The organism is Drouetiella sp. (genome assembly GCF_059504425.1).
This window is the reverse complement of the sequence record NZ_JCACIN010000110.1, coordinates 84,814-102,948: the sequence shown is the minus strand read 5'-3', so window position 1 is coordinate 102,948 and position 18,135 is coordinate 84,814. Positions and strand designations below refer to the sequence as shown.

Sequence of the window (18,135 nt, the reverse complement as noted above, 5' to 3'; positions counted from 1 at the left end):
TCCTGAATCAAGCTTTTCTGTAGCGATCGAGCCAGATTGGCTTAAAGCTTATCGGCTTAAAGTTTAATGATCAATAGGACTCTTTAAGCCCAGTCTATGACGGTTGAATCGCCAATCTGCAAATCCTTCACAGATTGAAAAATAGCTGAGATCTTCGCGAGTCTAAGCTAGCCTAGATGGAGCGATCGCACTTCATAGTCGCAGATCCTCAAGTATGGCTGTCGCCAATTTGCTTAGGACATTTAGGTGGGGCGCGAAGCACCCTACCTAAATGTCCCCGTCCTAACCGCCTTGGCGGTTGCCATCTCTAAAATTCAGCTCAACCATTCAGCTCAACCATTCAGTTCAATAGTTCAGTTCAATAGAAGGTGAGTCTATGCAGCTCCAATCCACTGAAGCCATTCAACCGCGATCGAGTGAAGCCCCCAACAATTGGTTTGACTACCCCGTTCGCGCCCAGCCCCACCATACTGACTATGCGGGTATCGTCTGGCATGGCACTTATATTGCTTGGCTGGAAGAAGCTCGTGTGGAGTGTCTGCGATCGCTCGGCATTGAGTTTTCTGATCTGGTGGCGATCGGCTGTGATTTACCTGTGGTCGATCTATCCATTCGCTATCATCGCTCGATCAAGCTGGGAACGGAGGCGATCGTCCGAGCCAGAATGTCGGCAATGGAAGGCGTACGGCTCAACTGGGAATACCAAATTCAGTCGCTAGATAGACAAGAGACTTATGTAACGGCTCAGGTGTCGCTGGTGGCAGTCGATCGAGAGAAGGGCAAAATTATGCGGCAGCTACCCCCCACCATGCAAGATGCCCTAAAGAGATTGTCGGGACAATTTGAAGGTTAGGGATACTCGTGGGATACAAAGGGTAGGGCGACCAATTCTCCTTCGGTTTCGCCTACCTGCACCTTTAAGTTGGGGCTGACGGCTTTGGTGCGAATGTAAGCTAATCCCAAGTAGCCCCGCTCAGTTTCAGTCATGCTGGTGAGAACTCCCACTTTCTCCTCGCCTAGCATGACTACGCTTTCAGGAGCCGCAGATTGGCTCAAGCGAATTCCCCAGAGCTGTTGCTTCACGCCTTTGTAGGTGTGCAAACGGGCGATCGTCTCTTGCCCAATGTAGCAGCCTTTGCTCAGCGAGATCGTTTGCCACAGTCCCGCCTCTAAGGGATTTATATCTTCAGTAAGTTCATGTCCCGGTACGGGGCGACCTTCTGTGATGCGGAGCTGTTCCCAAAGGCGATCGCCCAGAGGTGCAGCTCCGGCTTCAGTCAAGGTTTTCCAGAGCACAGCCGCTTCGCCGTTCACGATTAGCGTGTAGCCTGAAGTCGCCAATCCGCTGCCGACTGCAATGCGTACTTCTACTCCAGTAATCTCAAAAACTTGATGACTGCCATAGGGTTGACCGACGATCGCGCCTGCTCCTATTTGAGTCACTAAATCATCACTATTTTTTCCTAAAAGGCTAAATGTTGCAGTATCACCTGTAATATCTTTCAGATCAACTTGGTCGGCAAAAAAGATATATCGATCCATCCACTGTGTCAGCTTTTGACTATAGCCAGGAGATACGAGCAGTAGCACGGCAGATTCTAGAACATAGGCTGTTGCTAGATCGATCGTCCGCGCGGTCGAAGTCACAAATACCGTGTCGCAGCCTTGACCTGGCTTCAGAGATTGAAAATCATTGGTGGTTTGGTTGTGCAGAAACCGGAGGCGATCGTTCCCCGATACCTCAATCCGTCCCCAGTGGGAGCGATCGCAGATTGCCACTCCGGTCTGGACTGCCTGAAGAGCGATCGGATCATTGCCAAAGCCTAGGGGCGTATCGCCTCCGGCGGTTGAAGTGAAAGTAGCGCCTGCCGATGCCTGAAGTTCCCGTAGTGCTTGAGTCATATTGTCTATGCTTTGAGTAATGGCAAAGAGCTGCCTGCGATCCTTATCTTGGATCTTGGCGACATCTTGGATCTTAGCGACAAGATATTTCCTCCGTCAGAAATAATCTACTGCCTCATCCAGCCCCAAAATTCCTCTGATTTCTCATCATTTCATCAAACATGACCGGAACTATATAAAGAGACTTCCAAACGTGGTAGTATCCCTCTTGCCTTACCAATAATCAGGGCTATGGTAGTCGCAACTATCGTAGATAGGACTATCGGACGATCGTAGACAGCTCCCCTTCTGCGCACAAACCCTCATGCAACCACAGCATTCCCTCCATCGAACCAAGATTGTTGCCACGATCGGACCTGCCACCAGCAGCCCAGAAGTCCTAAAAGAGCTGATTGAGGCGGGAGCTACCACCTTGCGTCTTAATTTCTCTCACGGAACCCACGAAGACCACCAGCGCAGTATTCGGCTGATTCGCCAAATTTCGTTTGAAATCAATCAGCCCGTCGGCATTTTACAAGACTTGCAGGGGCCTAAGATCCGGTTAGGGCGATTTGAGAACGGCCCCATTACCTTAAAGAAGGGCGATCCCTTCATCCTCACCAGCCACAAGATTCCTGGCACGCAAGAAAAGAGTTCTGTGACTTACGAACCGCTAGCTGATGAAGTGCCTTCAGGCGCAGTCATCATGTTGGATGATGGTCGGGTGGAAATGCAGGTCGAGAAGGTAGATCCGCTAGCCCGCGAACTTCATTGCCGAGTGACGGTGGGCGGCGTGTTGTCCAACAACAAAGGCGTGAATTTTCCGGGGGTCTATCTCTCCATTCGTGCCTTAACGGACAAAGACCGCGAAGATCTGATGTTTGGGCTAGATCAGGGGGTAGATTGGGTTGCCCTCAGCTTTGTTCGCAATCCTCAAGATGTCTTGGAAATTAAAGAGCTGATTGCCAGCGCAGGGAAAAACGTGCCTGTAATTGCCAAGATCGAGAAACATGAGGCGATCGAGCAAATGGAAGCAGTCCTTTCCCTTTGTGATGGTGTCATGGTGGCACGGGGAGATTTGGGTGTGGAGCTACCCGCCGAAGATGTGCCCGTTTTACAAAAGCGGCTGATTAAAACGGCAAATCGACTGGGTATCCCGGTGATTACGGCAACGCAGATGCTAGACAGCATGGTCAACAATCCGCGTCCTACCCGCGCCGAAATCTCGGATGTAGCTAATGCCATCATTGATGGTACGGATGCCGTCATGTTGTCGAACGAAACGGCGGTCGGCAGTTTCCCGGTCATGGCGGTCGAGACGATGGCGCGGATTGCTATGCGAATTGAGCAAGAGCAATATCCCCGCGACTCAGAGATGGGATCAGGGCGATCGATCCCCAATTCCATTAGTCAGGCGGTCAGCCGCATTGCCGAACAGCTTCAGGCGGCTGCCATCATGACTCTGACCAAGACAGGCGCAACGGCGCGGAACGTCTCCAAATTTCGTCCGAACAAGCCCATTCTGGCGATCACTCCCCATGTGGATGTCGCCCGGCAGCTGCAGCTCGTGTGGGGCGTGCGTCCGCTGTTGGTGCTGGACTTACCTTCAACGGGGCAGACCTTCCAGGCAGCCATGACGGTGGCTCAAGAGAAAGGGATGCTGCAACAGGGCGACTTGGTGGTGATGACCGCAGGGACGCTTCAAGGCGTAGCTGGCTCTACGGATCTAATTAAGGTGGATGTCGTCACGTCGGTCTTGGGCAAGGGCGTTGGCATTGGGCAGGGAACGGTGAGCGGTCGTGCCCGCGTGACTCGCAATAGCCGCGAGCTGAGAAATTTCAATCCAGGAGAAATTCTGATTGTTTCTAAAACCAGCGTGGATTACATTGAGGCGATCAAAAAAGCATCTGGCGTAGTGACGGAGGAAGATAGCCTCACCAGCCATGCGGCTGTCATTGGGCTAAGGCTGGGCGTACCTGTGATTGTTGGGGTCAAGCACGCGACAGAGATTGTGCGCGATGGCGCAATTGTCACCCTTGATATGCAGCGGGGTTGGGTCTATTCTGGAACCGCAAATGCTGTCCAGAATGACTCGGCTTTGATGGTTTAGACGCTTGCCATTTACAGCAATTTTCAATTGCACAAACCACAGTTATTTTTTAGAAGCCGCGCGCCGCGCGGCTTCTAAAAAATAACCCACACTTAACCAAGCGCAAAGCGCTGTAAAAAAGCTGAAGGCAGGTTGTTCGGAAACGGAAAACCTGTCATGATCTAATCCATGATTAGCTTCTTACTTGCCTTATTCCTAGCTTTCTTGGTTTGGACAGGGAACATCTTGCCTGCCCAGGCTGCCTTTAATTTGTCTGATCTGACCGGATCTCCGCAAGTTTCTCCACCTAACTCTCTGGAAGAGCTGCGATCGCAGGCCTTTGCCGCTACCAATTCAGGCGATTTCTCCACGGCTGAGCAATATTGGACAAAGCTGATTGAGCAGCTACCTGAAGAGCCAGCCATTTGGAGCAATCGGGGCAATGCCAGGGTTAGCCAAAACAAGCTGGAGGAAGCGATCGCCGACTATGACCAGGCAATCGCCCTTGCCCCGGAAGCGCCCGATCCGTACCTTAATCGCGGCACGGCTTTGGAAGGCTTGGGTCGGTGGGAGGAGGCGATTGCTGACTACAATCGTGTTTTAGAACTTGATCCCCAAGACCCAGCGGCCTTCAACAATCGCGGGAACGCTGAAGCGGGCATGGGTGAGTGGGAGGAGGCGATCGTCGATTATCGCAAGGCAGCCGATATGGCGCCTGAGTTTGCCTTTGCGCGGGCAAACTATGCGCTTGCCCTCTACCAAGTGGGGCAGATCTCCGAAGCAATCCGCACCATGAAGAATCTAGTTCGCAAGTATCCTCAGTTTGCAGATATGCGGGCTGCTTTGACGGCAGCTCTCTGGGTCACTGGCAATCAGGGAGAAGCAGAGAGCAACTGGGTAGCAGCCGTGGGGTTAGACAGACGCTACAAGGATCTAGACTGGGTTGCCCATACACGCCGCTGGAGTCCGGCAATGGTGACAGCTTTGGAGAAATTTTTGAAGCTACAGTAGTGTGGCAACTGCCAAGGCGGTATGGTGACGTCTAGGTGGAGCGCGAAGCGCTTCACCATAAACGTCCTAAGCAAACTGGCGACAGCCCTAACAGGTGATAATAATTGTTGAGCGGCATGGGTATGTTGCGCATTTGGCGATCGCAGCTTGGTAAGATGACTATCTTAGGATCGCCACAGCTCAAAGAATGCAAGCCAACCTCGTTACTCTCTACTTTATTGTTGCGTTACTCGTTCTCAGTGTTCTGCTGCTCGCCTTCTGGCTCGATCGCTCAGTGCCCAAAACGGATAAGAAATCTTGGGCAGTTGTGATTCTGGGTGCGTTCTTTTGGTTTGTGGTGCTACCGCTTTCCTTCGTGGAAGTGATTCATAAACTTCTTAAAACAAAGCATCACACGTCCGATCGCCCTAATCATCGCAATCTGGGCTAGATTTGAAGCTGCTGATTCAGCTGAATCGCAGAGTTATTAGTAATTATACGGGGCTTTACAAATAATTCATGTAGCGTTTTTCAGTGTCTACTTATTATTGTAATGAACTACTCATAATCGCAAGCTGTTTGAGTAGTAGCATTGCTGAGACACGCCTGAAATATCGTCCATGAAAACCCTCTATTCCAATCCTAACAAGCTGCACTCTAGATCTGCCGCCATGCCCCAGTGGATTAGCTCCATGGGGCTAGAATGGCTCTACAAGCTAGTGCTGAAGCTTGAGCTACTGTTCAAATCTAGTGTCCATAAGTAGGCTTCAGCAGGGCTTGAATCTGCTCAGGGGTCAGTTTCTCCACATGGTCTAGCACAATCGCTGCTCCAGCAACCTGAAGCTGAGCTATGTATGCCTCTTTGTATTCAGGAGACTGCTGAGCGTGAGGGGGAAGAATGCCAACACCAATCCACGGGCGATCGGGCTTCTGGTTTCTGGCTCTCTCGACGGTCTGCATATCGGCAACCGTATCGCCTACATAAATTACGGCTGCACTTGAGGATGTTTGGATGGGCTGAGACGCTTCTAGCTGCTGAAGCACCTGAAATAAACCTGTTGGGTCAGGCTTTCCGGGCGCATCCTCCATCGCTACCAGGACGGGCGATCGCAATCCCAATTTCTTCTCTAGCACAAAACAAGCCGAGCCTCGCGTCGCGCCGCTAAAAAATCCCCAAGCAATTCCGGCACTCGTCAGACTCTCTAGATAGGAGGGCTGCATCAGCAGCGGTTCCTGAGTGATATAGCCGTTCCAGTGGTCTGGGTTCTCCAAATCATCGCCTCGATAGCGACGCTGAAAGAAATCCACCAGGGTCTCATAGCTTAAACCTAACGCCGATCGCGCCGTGCCCTTTGCCTCAAAATGGCGATAGATTAACTCACGCGAAGCCTCCCAATCGTTATTCCAAACCCCTTCTTGCTTGAGGCGATCGATATCCACCTGCGAAGGGCGATAGGCTTGGGTAAAATGTTCAACTGTGTCTGCTAAGGCGCGTCTGTAGGAATGTCCCACATCTCTCACCACGCCATCAATATCAAATACCGCGATCGCACTCATTACCAAAACCTCCGAGCAGCGGTATCTTTGCGAACGTTATGCTCTCAAATGGTCATTCGAGAAACCATGCATTAATATAGAGGGTTATGTAGATATTTGGGAACGCCTCAGGGCAGTTCAGGAGGTTTGTTTGGCTAAGTTTATTCTCAAGGTTCTTTGGCTCGAAAAAGACGTGGCGCTAGCGGTAGATCAGATTGTGGGCAAGGGTACAAGCCCCCTGACATCCTACTTCTTCTGGCCCCGTAATGATGCCTGGGAACAGTTGAAGTCAACGCTAGAAGAAAAGCATTGGATTACTGAGGTCGATCGGATTGATCTATTAAATAAGGCGACCGAGGTAATTAACTACTGGCAAGAAGAAGGCAAACGGCAATCCATGGCCGAGGCGCAAAGTAAGTTTCCTGAAGTTACTTTCACAGGGAGCAACTAGCCTTGGTTAAACTTGCCGAGCAAGAGGTGAGTTCAAAGATGTATTCGTAATTTACTTGTGATCGAACGGTGGGGCAGATTTGTATTTGCTCCATTATTTTTTGGCATTGCTGAATCGGGGGACAAATTTTTGTGTGAGCTTCCCAGAGGAGATCTTATAAAAAATGCTGAAATACTGAATATTGCCCGTATAAATAAGTATGCTTTAACTTGAGTAAAAATCTGTCAAATACTCTGAAAGCTGAATTTTACTCGGTAGATGTTAGGGTGACTTACTTCTTTTTTTGCGGCTTACTGGAAGTAAATTATACTGAACTCCGCAGTAGGCAAACAGATGAATATACCGAAAAGCATGAGTGAAACTGGGCTGAGTCGAGCTATCCCGATCGCAACTAATCAAACGCTAAGCGATCGCGTCCGGGGCAGTCAATCCGATTTGTTTAGCTTTAGCCTGAGCGATCGCACGAGCTTAAGGCTAAAACACAGAAGTTCTGGGACTGGAGCCACGGCGCGGCTGTTTCAAGATCGCAATCAAAATGGGGCAATTGACCCTGGTGAAGTTCTAAAAAGTCTTGCTTCTCGCGCCAACAAGATGAACCAAACTCAAGTCACAGATCTTGCGGCGGGCAACTACTTTATTCAAGTTTCTTCAATCCGGCGAGGCAACAGCAGCTACCGCCTCAGCCTCTCGTCTGCCGTCTCTTCTACTGACGAAGCGAGATCGGATAGTAGCGACTTTTCCAAGCGAGTAGTTGATTTAACTAATGATTTTCGGCTGAAAAACAACTTAGCGCCGCTCACTGCCAATAGCAAACTGACCACCGTTGCTCAAGCCTACAGCCAGACTATGGCAAAGCAAGATTTCCTGGCACACCAAGGTCTAGATGGATCTCAGCCCTGGGATCGCATGACAAGGGGCGGCTACAAATGGTCACGCGCTGCTGAAAATATTGCCGCAGGTCAGGCAACTCCCGAAGCGGTAATGCAGAGCTGGATTAACAGCCCCGGACACCGTGCCAACCTGCTTGATCCCAAGCTCAAAGAAATCGGCGTGGGCTACTTCTTCCTGGCAAACGATACGGGCAACGTTAACTACAACTCCTATTGGACACAAAAACTTGGTGCGCCAGGTTAGCTGTATTTCCAGTAGCTGTATTCACAGCGTTGAGGACAGGGACATTTTTGAGGGCGCTACGCGCGTCCTCAAAAATGTCCGGTAGTGGTATTTGGGTATAGCGCTACGCGCTTAGATCTAATGAATTATTTTTTGAGAGCCGCGCGGAGCGCAGCTCTCAAAAAATAACTCGTCCTAACTCAACTACGTAGGGCTGTAATACCAATTTAAATGAATTTGTGGGCACATCGAACCTCAGAAGGAGCTATGCCAAGCTTGTACCGGAATCTGTCGTGGTTCCAATTCAAATTGGTATAAGGACTCCCAAATGTCCTAAGCCCAATGATTAAGGCTTGTGATATTTGTTGAAAGCTTCGCGTTACTACACGCTTTCAACAAATATCACAAGCCTTAAACCTCTATCACAGAGCTGGCCTAGAAACTCACAGTCATAGTTACAGTTGCTTCCAAACTTGCTCCAGGTTCCAAATGGGTCAGGTTTTCGCCCGTGTTCAGTGAATTTCGCGGAGCTGTCCAGGGTTCCAAACAGTAGAAATCTTTGCCCTTGACTGTCCAAAACACCAGAGTTGAAAAAAGCGGATCATAGTCGATCGCCATTTTCAGCCCTTGAGCCGCATCTGTGACGCTGGCAGACTGAGCGGTGACATTACCAAACGCGGCATCGATCTCATCTGCGGTGAAATCAAAGCTGCCAGAAAAATCGTGAGTAGCGCGCTCGACCTGGTTATAAAACTGAGTTCCAGGGATCTCAACTTGAAGCTGAGATTTGTCGCTCACCGCAAAGTAAGGATGAAACCCAGCCGAGAACGGCATCACCTCTGTGGATTGATTGGTGTAGCGTTGGTGAATCGTTAGAGTATTGCCCTGAAGCCTGTAGGTGAAGGCAAGCTTAAACTCAAATGGGTAGTCAGCAAGAGTGCGATCGCTGCTGCTCAGCCCTACTGTAAGGCTGGCTCCATCTTCTGTACTCTGATCAATCACTTCCCAGGGCAATTCTCTAGCAAAGCCATGTTGCTTTAGCGTGTAGGTCTGTCCATTGTGGGTGTAAGTGTTGTCGGGCAAGTTGCCGCAGATTGGAAACAGAATCGGGATACCGCCCCGCACCGATAAATCTGGATGGGTGAATCGCTCTGCATCTAGATAAAACAGATCCTTACCGCCCACCTGCCAAGCGGTGACAATGCCGCCTCGCTCTGGCACAACTTCCAGACGAGCCGATCCATCCGTCAAGATATAGGTTTTGTATAGATCTTGGTCAGCGGTAATTGAAGACATAAGAATAGGAAATGAAGAGGATAGGGCGACCAGCGATCGCTAGCCAGGACTATTATGGCTCTTCACTGCACACTCTTCAGGTAGTCTTCTAGACTTGGCGATTATTTCCATTTATAGCCCTACGTAATTGAGTTAGGACGGGTTATTTTTTGAGAGCCGCGCTCCGCGCGGCTCTCAAAAAATAACCCATTGGATCTAAGCGCGTAGGGCTATATCTGGTGAAAGGTTTGTTGTGAGAACCTTTCACAACAAACCTTTCACCAACGTGAACTTACTGCAACGTGAACTTACTGCCTTGCTGGGTCAGAAACACCCAAAAAAGGATCGGTGGGCATCTCGGCATCAGGTGCGCTGGGCAAAGAAACACGCAGACGGGCATCTAGCATCAGAGGCGATCGCAGCGGATGATCAAATAGGCTAGAGGCTTGCTGGAGATACTGTGTAATTTTGGCTGCCGCATCTCCTTGAGCAATTGCCGCTTGGTCTTGCTGCACTTGAATGGGCAGATATTCCACCTGCATTTTTCGATCCTGAAGCGTGACTTTGAGAGCCGCCGTGTCGTAGTTAGCTTTGTCGCCACTATACGCATCAATAGTGTTTCCCAAGGAGTAGACGATCGCCCGTCCTCCGTAGATTTCGGCTCCCTGCATAATTTGTGGCGCATAGCCCACGACTAAATCTGCACCCTGATCGATCGCGGCTCTAGACAGTGCAACTTGTAAGTCATCTGGATCGGCCTGCGTGGCTTTATTCCAGTGGTAACTGACAATCACCCAATCTACCTGAGCGCGGACGGTTTTGATGTCAGCCTCAATCTGGCTACGCAAACCCGGATTTAGACCTGCCGTCCGATCGCTTGCGGCATATAAATCAGAGTCAGCGTAGCCCAAAACCGCTACTTTTTGTCCCTTAATCTCAAATACCTGCGGACGACGCGCCTCTCGCAGGGTTTGCCCCGCTCCGACAGGGTAAATAGTCTTCTGAGCCAGGGCATTCAGGGTTTGAGGCAGATCTTCAGCCATCAGGCGATCGGTTGCCAGGTTAACCACATCCACGCCGTGCGTCTGCAATTCCTCAAGCGTCGTGGTACGAATTTCACCTACGACTTGGGGCAGTTCTGCCCCGACACTGAGATAGTCTGCTGCACTGCCTAGCGCTACTGCATTGTCTTGAACTGCCGTGCTGTCTACCGGAGTCTCCAAGGTCAGGGGTTCAGTCAGCGCGATGGTTTTTGCAGCAGTTGCTTTGGGAGCAATTGCGGAAGCTGCCAAGCTCGTATCGGAAGATGGGGCGATCGCCTCTGGAGAAGCTGCACCTGCGGAAGAAGGCGTATCAGAAGGCGCTATCAAAGCATTATCCAAGTTGCTCATCAGCAGATCGGCTTGCTGATATGCCGCAATACTGGAGCCTCGCCCTAATGCCGCATTGTCTGCAAACACCAGCGTTATGGTCGCGTCTTGCGGATTTTGCACCGTCTGCCGAATGATCGAAATTGGTTCTAGGGGAGTTTGCACCTTATCCGACTGGGCTGGTTTAGTATCAGTCATGGCAGCTTGCCAAAGTTCACCTGACGGCGAACCTACATACTGGCTCATAACCTGCAGGCCGCAGCCCACAGCCACAATGGATGCCACCGAGCTGCCAATCAGCAGACTCTTGACTTCGGGCGATCGCTGGCTAAACCAAAACTGCGATCGATCAACCGTGCGTGCCGTCATTGCTTTGAAGTCATCCGCCCGGTCAAGTGCCCCCTCTTTCCAGGTCTGTATCTGTCCCTGAATTTTGCCCAACCCTCGGTTAGAAGAGACAATTCGCCGTTTGCTAAGCTTTTTTTTCAAGCGTTTTTTGGCGATCGGCTGACCCTGAAAAATCTGACCCTGAGAAGTCTTGCCCTGAGAAGTCTGAGGCTGAGAAACGGGCTGGCTTCTGGGAATGGGGCGTGGGACAAACTGAATAGGTGTCGCCGTCCGATCGCCAGAATGCTTGACCTGCTGACTGGCTGTCGTCGGTAAAGGCGTAACGGTCGCTGACGGTGCTGCCGACGGTGCCATAGACTTCGCCACCTGCGGTACACCTTGTGGCTGTGACGGAACCTGGGGCTGTGACGAAACTTGTGGCTGTGACGAAAAGCGCAGAGCAACCGATCGCTCCCACATTAATTCAGAAGAGCCAACCCGCTGAGCCTTAACCTGCAAATGATCAATCACTTCAGAATTCAGCTCCAGGAAGCGCTGACGCAAAAAGTGGACTAGGCGATCGCCATCTGGCAATCGATGGCAAACCACGTGAACCATCAGCCCTTTGCCAGAGTCTGAAGCGACCTGAGCGCATAGCCCCTGAGGCACGAGATAGCGATTTAACCAAAAGGTCAAGGCGCGCAAATTCCCGGCTTGCGCCAACTTAACCACCGAAGCTTCCCAAGAACTGTCTAAATTAGTCATTCACTATCTCCTCCCCACTCCATCAACGATCGCGTCCTCCTTGCGGAAGTCCAAACCACACATGTTCTAAGCGTTGCAGACTATGGACTGCATAAGCTCCAGATAATACTAGCTCCAGATATTAAATTTGCTCTAAGAAAAGCCAGAGATTTTGAAATTTCCTAGTTATGGCAACCGCCAAGGCGGTTAGGGCGGGGACATTTTTGGCGGGGCGCTAAGCGCCCCGCCAAAAATGTCCGAAGCAAACTGGCGACAGCTATAGTTTTCCGAATTAGAGCTGTGCCTCTGTGACAACGGGTTGATCAGAACGGTCTATTCAGAACACGGTTCATCAAAAAATGATTTATCGAGACACAATTCATCAGAACTTTGTGATTTCAGTCACAGTTTTATTCTCGGCAGATCACGCGATCCCACTGATCTGCGTCAGCATCCTGGGAGAGCCGATCGTGCAGACTAAGGGCAACCCCGCAAGTTTCAGATGGCTCCCATGATTAATTGCCTGATTCAGTCTGCTTTCCAGACGGGTTGTCTGAGCGTGGCATCCGAAGCCTTAATGAGGCAGGTTTTATCGATGCGTGGCTACCAAGGCTACGACTTAGCCGCATTGAAGCAGCTAGAAACAGCGATTCAATCTGGGCAAATTCAGCGTGAGGCTAACAGCAGCAATCCTTTCGCCTTAGTCGATCGCCGAGGTAAGGTCTAGAAATTTGAGTAGTGGTATTCAGGTAGTGATTCTGATACCAATTTAAGACCCAAACAGGGCAGATGATTTTCGAGAGCCGCGCGGAACGCGCGGCTCTCGAAAATCATCTGCCGCCTCATCACTTCAAATGGTATTAGTTGTGGGGTTTCGCCCCACAACTAATAATCACTACCTTTTGAGGACTACCAAAATTTGTTTGAGTAGAGCCTTTAGCATAGATATAGTGGGCAGACATGGCAGACAGTATGGGCAAGTGGCTTTATCCTAGTTAAGGCAAGGATTCATCTCAGCCAGTTAGCCACTATGACACTGGACTCCAACTCAGCTTCATCGGCATCCTCCAACAGCAGTAGCAGCAAGCCCAACGGCGCTGATGACCAAAGCTCCGACTTAGAAGGTTGGTCATCGGCGATCGATCGATCGGCAGAAGATTCTGGTAGCCTCAAGAACCAGGCTGCATCAGCCATTAGCCGTACTCAGACCAAGCCTTCTGGTTCCCTGGGCTATCATCCTTCAGGAATTTCTGCGGCTCCGGCTCTGGCAAGGCTACAAAAAGCAAAAGGAATCCAGCCTTCTACGGGAGCGATCGGCTGGATTATTGTGACTGCGATCGTGTTGACGATTGTGGGATTGGCGATCGGCAGTTTCTGGATGGTGTTTGCAGGATCACTCGTAGCGCTGCTGATTTCTCTACAAGTGATTTGGATGGCGATTCGCGAGGCGATCATGGAACTGCTCTCGCCACAGCAGCGTCTCGTCAGCATCAGCATTGTGGGTTTAGCAGTCGCTGTCGTTGGGCTACTTCAAGTCTCTGGTGTGACTCCTCGACTAGGAACCTGGTATTCGGGACTAAATTGGGATGCGATCGGTGCAACGGGCGAGGTGATCGGTGCAGTTGGGCAAATCCTAATTGCCGTCCTAGCTGTTTATGTCGCGTGGCGGCAATATGTAATCGGCAAGGATCTAACCATTCAGCAAAACTTAATTACGCAGCAGCAAACGATCGATTCCTATTTTCAGGGTATTTCAGACTTGGTGCTAGACGAAGAGGGGCTGCTAGAGGATTTGCCTTTAGAGAGAGCGATCGCTGCCGGACGAACCGCAGCTATTCTCAGCAGCATTGATGCTAACGGTAAAGCTAAAGTGGTGCGCTTTTTGTCTCGATCGCTGCTGTTAACTCCCTTGAGACGCGATCGTCGTTTGGGGCGTGCCATTCTCGATGGTTCTGGCAGCTATTCTGAAGACCGTGCGACCGGAACGCGCGTCATTGACTTGGGTATTATGCTGGCGGGAGCAGATTTAACAGGAACAGATTTGCGCTGGGCAGACTTGAGCGACATTAATCTAATCTATGCCAACCTCAGCCGCTGCGATTTAGTCAAAACCAAGCTGATCCGCACCATTCTCTGTGAAGCTTGTTTGGCTGGCTCCGATCTGATGGGAGCACGCCTTTTTATAGGTTCTGCCGAAACCGCTACTCCGCGCACCCGCGCAGATTTACCCAACTTCACGACAGGAGCCTTTACAGGAGCTGTGGTAGAAGATGCTGATTTTACCGATGTGAGTCGCATGTCAGAGGAGCAGCGCTATTACTGCTGCGCTTGGGGTGGTTCTGCAACGCGAGTCACTATTCCTGGCGGCTGTGAAGGCATTCCAAATTTGTTGGGTAGGTGAAGGCTTTAAGCCGAAAGTGTCAGAAAGCTTTCGATATTACGAAAAGCGAATTCCATTACAAAATTGCCTGATTCTGCATAAATTACCTGTAGTTAGCGATAGATAATATACAACCGCCAAGGCGGTTAGGACGGGGACATTTATGGTGGGGCGCGAAGCGCCCCACCATAAACGCTCTAGACAAACTGGCGACAGCTATACAAGTACCTACGGTTTATGCAATTGAAAATTGCCCTAAGCAAACGAGAATCTGAAGTTTAGGTTTTCAACAAACAATCGAGTCCAGTTTGAGCTTCAGTCCAGGCACGAGCGCTTTGCGCCTGCGGGAAAGCCATGGGAAATTTTAGAAAAATTAATACTTAACTTAGCTCTATCAAAGTTTGTAAATTTTAATGCGATATCAATTTGACGATACTGAGAAGCCCGATCGCTGAACTGCTAAGAATCACTCAGTTACTATCTTTAAATAAGCTTTTACTACTTACATCAAAAATTCATCAAAGAGGTGCGAAATCAGACGTCTTTTCAAGGAAAAATAGCATTATAGCCCCATAGTTACTTGCAAGATTTCGCCTCAATCACTGCCGTCCATCATTAGGTTATACAAGAGCCTTGGTATGAAAATCGCCACACGTACCCCAACGCATCTTAAGTTAGTGCATTGTCCTTGGATAATTTGGTCTTTAGCTCTCCTCTCGTGGGTAACAGGGTGTTGCAGCCTAATTTTTCTCTCTTCCCCCGGCTCTGGGCTTGTGATTGCATCTTTGCTGGTGTTTGCACTGCTGCTGCTGGTTCTATATCCGATCGCGGTTTGTGACCTCTCTAAGCACCAGGAAACCCTGACCATCAGGCAGTATGGGCTACTAGGAAAAAATCTGGCTGAATACCCGCTCCAGATGATTTCGGCAATCGAAGTCCTTGAAGGACATCACAAAAGCGGCGGTATCTTCTACAGAATTCGCCTGATAACAAAGTCTAAATCGCTGTACTTAACCGCTGCACCGATGGAAGATGCCGAACAGGTACGGGCGATCGCTCTACTTGTCTCTGAGTTTATGGAGATTCCCCTTAACTATGTGCCGGGGCGATCGTCCGCGCTGCGCTATCTTCAAGACTGATCTGGCTTCAGGACTGATCTGGAGGCTGCACGCCACCCATCCGAATCTCGGAAGAAAAGGTCGCCATGCTAAAGCCACCCGATCGCTTGAGAGTGCTAGTGCGTAGCCGCAGATTGGGGCTGGCAAACCATAGCCGCTCCTCAGACGATAGCGTTTCAGAGGTCGTAACTTCAGACTCTGTAATTAGAGTCAGAGCATCGTCTTCACCCATCATATATCGCCCCGAAATTGGGGCATTCTGACCCGCTTCACACAGCAGTTTTCCTGCACGAGAATCATCGGGATTGGCGATCGGCACCATTAGGGTTGAGCCAGATCGCTTTTCTTCCCCTCGTTCTACGATGCCATCCCAAGTGACGCGCGTACCGCAGAGGGCTTGTGTCGGATCGATTTTGTGCTGCTGACAGAGTTTTATAACAGCCGGATCGTCTTTGAGCAGCATCTCAACCACAATGTTGGACTTGCTGCTCCCCGTTTGCTTAAAGGCAAACTGGTGCGTGGTGCGTTGAGAGACCCATTTGCCCGCACTTTGCTGTAAAAACTCTGTAATATCCATGTGCTGAGGTTTAGCTAACGAGATCTGAGCTAGCGATCGATGTCTGTTATTCAACATCCAATCCACTTTTACTATCTTAAAGCCCTTTACTGTCTATAAAGCTCAAGATCACCAGAGGGCTAAACTAGGCTCAACCTCAAGACCCATTCAGAACTACCTAGATCTAATTCTTTCACCAGATTTGATTTTTTCCAAAACGCAGGCCGTAGAAAGCACCCGCAAATTTTTATCCCGGCTCACAGTACAGGATTTCGCTAATTTTTTGAGAGCGGGCGCGCCTTGTGCCAGTTGGCTGCGGGCTTGGGCGATCGCCTCTGGATATTGACGAATCCAGCTCGTGAGGGGCGCATTGGCATCAAAGGATCTGTATTGATCCAAGATCCAAAAATCAATGCCGTAGGTACGGATAAAATTAGCTAACACCACTGGATCTAAGGCATATTGAGCCTGAATTGTATCCACCACCCGCTGACGAAACTGGCTACCATAGCCCACATGATAGGGTAACGCATATTCTCGACCGACGAGGAGCGATCGCTGCGCAAACGTCGGCACATTATCCACCTCACGCACTAGAGAGGCAATCAGAACATCTTTGGGCTGCTGGGCAAGAAACTGGTAGAGCTGCGGATTTTCGCCAATCCAATAGCTGTTCCGTGCCTGGTCTTTGCTGTAGACAGGGTACAGCAGCAAGACTGCGCCCACAGCTGCCGTTAATGCCCAGACTAGCTGCTTCTTGTGGCGCTGGCGCTCTAGCCCATGCCAAACGGCTTGCAGCAGCAGCGTCACTGCGATCGCCGTGGCGAACACCAAAACAAACCGCAGCGTATATTCCGTGTAGCGGCTGGGCAGATAGAGGGTAAACAGTAGCGCATGGGCCGCAAAAAACAGGACAATCGCCACAATCGCTACCCGAATTAATACCACCGTTTTAGAGCTAACCTGCCGAATCAGCGGAAACTGTGCCGGGTGCCGCCGTGCCCACAGTAGGAGCAGGGGCAAAAAAGCGCCGATCGCCAGAAACCAGGGTCTAAAGTTGGGGAATAAACCGCTTCGCTCTGCGACGAGCCAGTAGCGGAGAGGATCATCCCAAAAGAAGCGATTGCGCCCTAGAGACAAAAACTCCGGCAGTTTGCGAGCCTCTGTGCCTGTGATCACGGAGCCATAGGGTAAAGACGAGAGGGCGATCGGCAGCAGCACCAAAAATGCCACCCCTAGACAGGCTCCAGAAAACCAGTAATCCTGCCGATTACGTGACCAGCCCACATAAAATCCCTTTAATTCTTGCCGCCAGGTAATCACCTGAAGCGCCGCAATGCCTGAAAACACCAGCACATACTGGGGATAAAACAGTCCTTCTAGAGCAATAATGATGAGGCAAGGGAGAAGCGATCGTCTCCAAAACGGCTTGATATCTTGCCGCAACAAATAATACAAAAATGCTAGAAATAAAGGCGGCAGAAAAGCTCTCGGCGTCGCAGATACAACATCATCATGTGTCCATAACACCTGGCTCGTCAGCGCCGAAGCCACGAATCCTGCAAACGGCACAGGCAGAAGCTGCATGGCTACCCCAAAGGCATAGCCTGCCGTCGCCAAACTCAAGACCACAGGTAGCAATTTGCTGAGCGTTAGAGGATTAAGACCGATCGCCGCAAACCCCTGATAAAGCTGTCGATAGCCCCAGGGTGCAAGGGACTGAAAGTAATCGGCAATCAGATCGTTGGGAAATAGGGCAGGATCGATGAATCGCAGCATCCAAAACACATGCTGTCGTACGTCATCCTGCACCACATATTCGCCGCCAAACGCCCGCTGAAGAATTAGCACATTGCAAACTGTTGCCAGCAGTAGGCTCAGGCTGAACCAGAAAATTGTTTGCGATCGCGTGGTCTTGAAGAGAGAGATCTGCATGATCAAAATTCGCCGAGGGACATTCATAACCAGTCTGCCCTTGAGGCGAGATGCGCGTGATCTCTCCCCTTGGACAAGGTTTAAGTTTACAACACTCAAACTCTCCTCTTGGACTCAGCAAGTTAGGGTTGGCTGCACTTCATGCAACGCACAGCAAAAAATCTTTAACTGCCGAGTCAATCCCGACATTGTATTCCACAACACATCAGTCACTTGTTCAATCAGTTACTTATGATTTAGTCGCACTAGGGCTTTTGCATGGGTGTTTCAAAATTATGTCTAGCATCTGTCTAGACCACTGCCTAGGCTGACTGAACTAATTTTGCTGAATCTGTCTCATCTTAAGGCGCTCCTCATCTAAAGAAATTTG

Annotated in this window: 16 protein-coding genes; 10 read left to right on the top strand and 6 right to left on the bottom strand. The window is 50.3% G+C overall.

Translation table 11 applies throughout. The annotated features are described in order from the left end of the window. Positions 1 to 376 precede the first annotated feature (376 nt). Complete coding sequence (locus tag AC5JMP_RS24745; protein ID WP_495854165.1) at positions 377 to 853, top strand: acyl-CoA thioesterase; 477 nt, start codon at positions 377 to 379, stop codon at positions 851 to 853. On the opposite strand, the gene ygfZ is transcribed toward AC5JMP_RS24745, so the two are convergent. Then, positions 850 to 1,902 (bottom strand): CAF17-like 4Fe-4S cluster assembly/insertion protein YgfZ, encoded by a 1,053-nt coding sequence (gene ygfZ / locus AC5JMP_RS24740; RefSeq protein ID WP_495854164.1) that lies wholly within the window; start codon positions 1,900 to 1,902, stop codon positions 850 to 852. The two genes, AC5JMP_RS24745 and ygfZ, sit on opposite strands and share 4 nt — an antisense overlap. Positions 1,903 to 2,206: 304 nt before the next feature. Between ygfZ and pyk the strand changes: the two genes are divergently transcribed. From pyk to AC5JMP_RS24720, 4 genes are all read left to right on the top strand, one after another. Then, entirely contained in the window at positions 2,207 to 3,991 is a 1,785-nt protein-coding gene (gene pyk, locus AC5JMP_RS24735) for a pyruvate kinase (RefSeq protein WP_495854163.1), read from the top strand. Between the two features lie 168 nt (positions 3,992 to 4,159). Continuing rightward, positions 4,160 to 4,981 (top strand): tetratricopeptide repeat protein, encoded by an 822-nt coding sequence (locus AC5JMP_RS24730; RefSeq protein WP_495854162.1) that lies wholly within the window; start codon positions 4,160 to 4,162, stop codon positions 4,979 to 4,981. A gap of 187 nt (positions 4,982 to 5,168) precedes the next feature. Then, on the top strand, positions 5,169 to 5,411 hold the full coding sequence (locus AC5JMP_RS24725; protein WP_495854161.1) for a hypothetical protein: 243 nt from the start codon (positions 5,169 to 5,171) through the stop codon (positions 5,409 to 5,411). A 169-nt stretch (positions 5,412 to 5,580) separates the two neighbouring features. Next, positions 5,581 to 5,724: a hypothetical protein gene (locus AC5JMP_RS24720; RefSeq protein WP_495854160.1), complete on the top strand. Its 144-nt coding sequence runs from the start codon at positions 5,581 to 5,583 to the stop codon at positions 5,722 to 5,724. On the opposite strand, the gene AC5JMP_RS24715 is transcribed toward AC5JMP_RS24720, so the two are convergent. Next, positions 5,708 to 6,517, bottom strand: a complete 810-nt coding sequence (locus AC5JMP_RS24715; RefSeq protein ID WP_495854159.1) for a TIGR01548 family HAD-type hydrolase — start codon at positions 6,515 to 6,517, stop codon at positions 5,708 to 5,710. The genes AC5JMP_RS24720 and AC5JMP_RS24715 overlap by 17 nt on opposite strands. 130 nt (positions 6,518 to 6,647) lie before the next feature. Between AC5JMP_RS24715 and AC5JMP_RS24710 the strand changes: the two genes are divergently transcribed. Both AC5JMP_RS24710 and AC5JMP_RS24705 read left to right on the top strand, forming a co-directional pair. Continuing rightward, positions 6,648 to 6,947: a 30S ribosomal protein PSRP-3 gene (locus tag AC5JMP_RS24710; RefSeq protein ID WP_495854158.1), complete on the top strand. Its 300-nt coding sequence runs from the start codon at positions 6,648 to 6,650 to the stop codon at positions 6,945 to 6,947. A gap of 333 nt (positions 6,948 to 7,280) precedes the next feature. Continuing rightward, positions 7,281 to 8,081: a CAP domain-containing protein gene (locus tag AC5JMP_RS24705; RefSeq protein WP_495854157.1), complete on the top strand. Its 801-nt coding sequence runs from the start codon at positions 7,281 to 7,283 to the stop codon at positions 8,079 to 8,081. Between the two features lie 414 nt (positions 8,082 to 8,495). On the opposite strand, the gene AC5JMP_RS24700 is transcribed toward AC5JMP_RS24705, so the two are convergent. Together AC5JMP_RS24700 and AC5JMP_RS24695 are read right to left on the bottom strand one after the other, a co-directional pair. After that, positions 8,496 to 9,356 (bottom strand): aldose epimerase family protein, encoded by an 861-nt coding sequence (locus AC5JMP_RS24700; protein WP_495854156.1) that lies wholly within the window; start codon positions 9,354 to 9,356, stop codon positions 8,496 to 8,498. 287 nt (positions 9,357 to 9,643) lie between these two features. Further along, on the bottom strand, positions 9,644 to 11,797 hold the full coding sequence (locus tag AC5JMP_RS24695) for a CapA family protein (RefSeq protein ID WP_495854155.1): 2,154 nt from the start codon (positions 11,795 to 11,797) through the stop codon (positions 9,644 to 9,646). A gap of 481 nt (positions 11,798 to 12,278) precedes the next feature. On the opposite strand from AC5JMP_RS24695, the gene AC5JMP_RS24690 reads away from it, so the two are divergent. The 3 genes from AC5JMP_RS24690 (at position 12,279) to AC5JMP_RS24680 (ending at position 15,295) form a co-directional block, all read left to right on the top strand. Further along, positions 12,279 to 12,503, top strand: coding sequence for a PHD finger domain-containing protein (locus AC5JMP_RS24690; protein WP_495854154.1), 225 nt, complete (start codon positions 12,279 to 12,281; stop codon positions 12,501 to 12,503). Positions 12,504 to 12,806: 303 nt separating this feature from the next. Beyond that, complete coding sequence (locus tag AC5JMP_RS24685) at positions 12,807 to 14,177, top strand: pentapeptide repeat-containing protein (protein ID WP_495854153.1); 1,371 nt, start codon at positions 12,807 to 12,809, stop codon at positions 14,175 to 14,177. 752 nt (positions 14,178 to 14,929) lie between these two features. Beyond that, complete coding sequence (locus tag AC5JMP_RS24680; protein ID WP_495854152.1) at positions 14,930 to 15,295, top strand: hypothetical protein; 366 nt, start codon at positions 14,930 to 14,932, stop codon at positions 15,293 to 15,295. Positions 15,296 to 15,302: 7 nt separating this feature from the next. Here AC5JMP_RS24680 and AC5JMP_RS24675 read toward each other — a convergent pair whose 3' ends face one another. Next, positions 15,303 to 15,851, bottom strand: a complete 549-nt coding sequence (locus AC5JMP_RS24675) for a phycobiliprotein lyase (RefSeq protein ID WP_495854188.1) — start codon at positions 15,849 to 15,851, stop codon at positions 15,303 to 15,305. Between the two features lie 153 nt (positions 15,852 to 16,004). Continuing rightward, positions 16,005 to 17,765, bottom strand: a complete 1,761-nt coding sequence (locus AC5JMP_RS24670; RefSeq protein WP_495854151.1) for a hypothetical protein — start codon at positions 17,763 to 17,765, stop codon at positions 16,005 to 16,007. Positions 17,766 to 18,135: the final 370 nt, after the last annotated feature.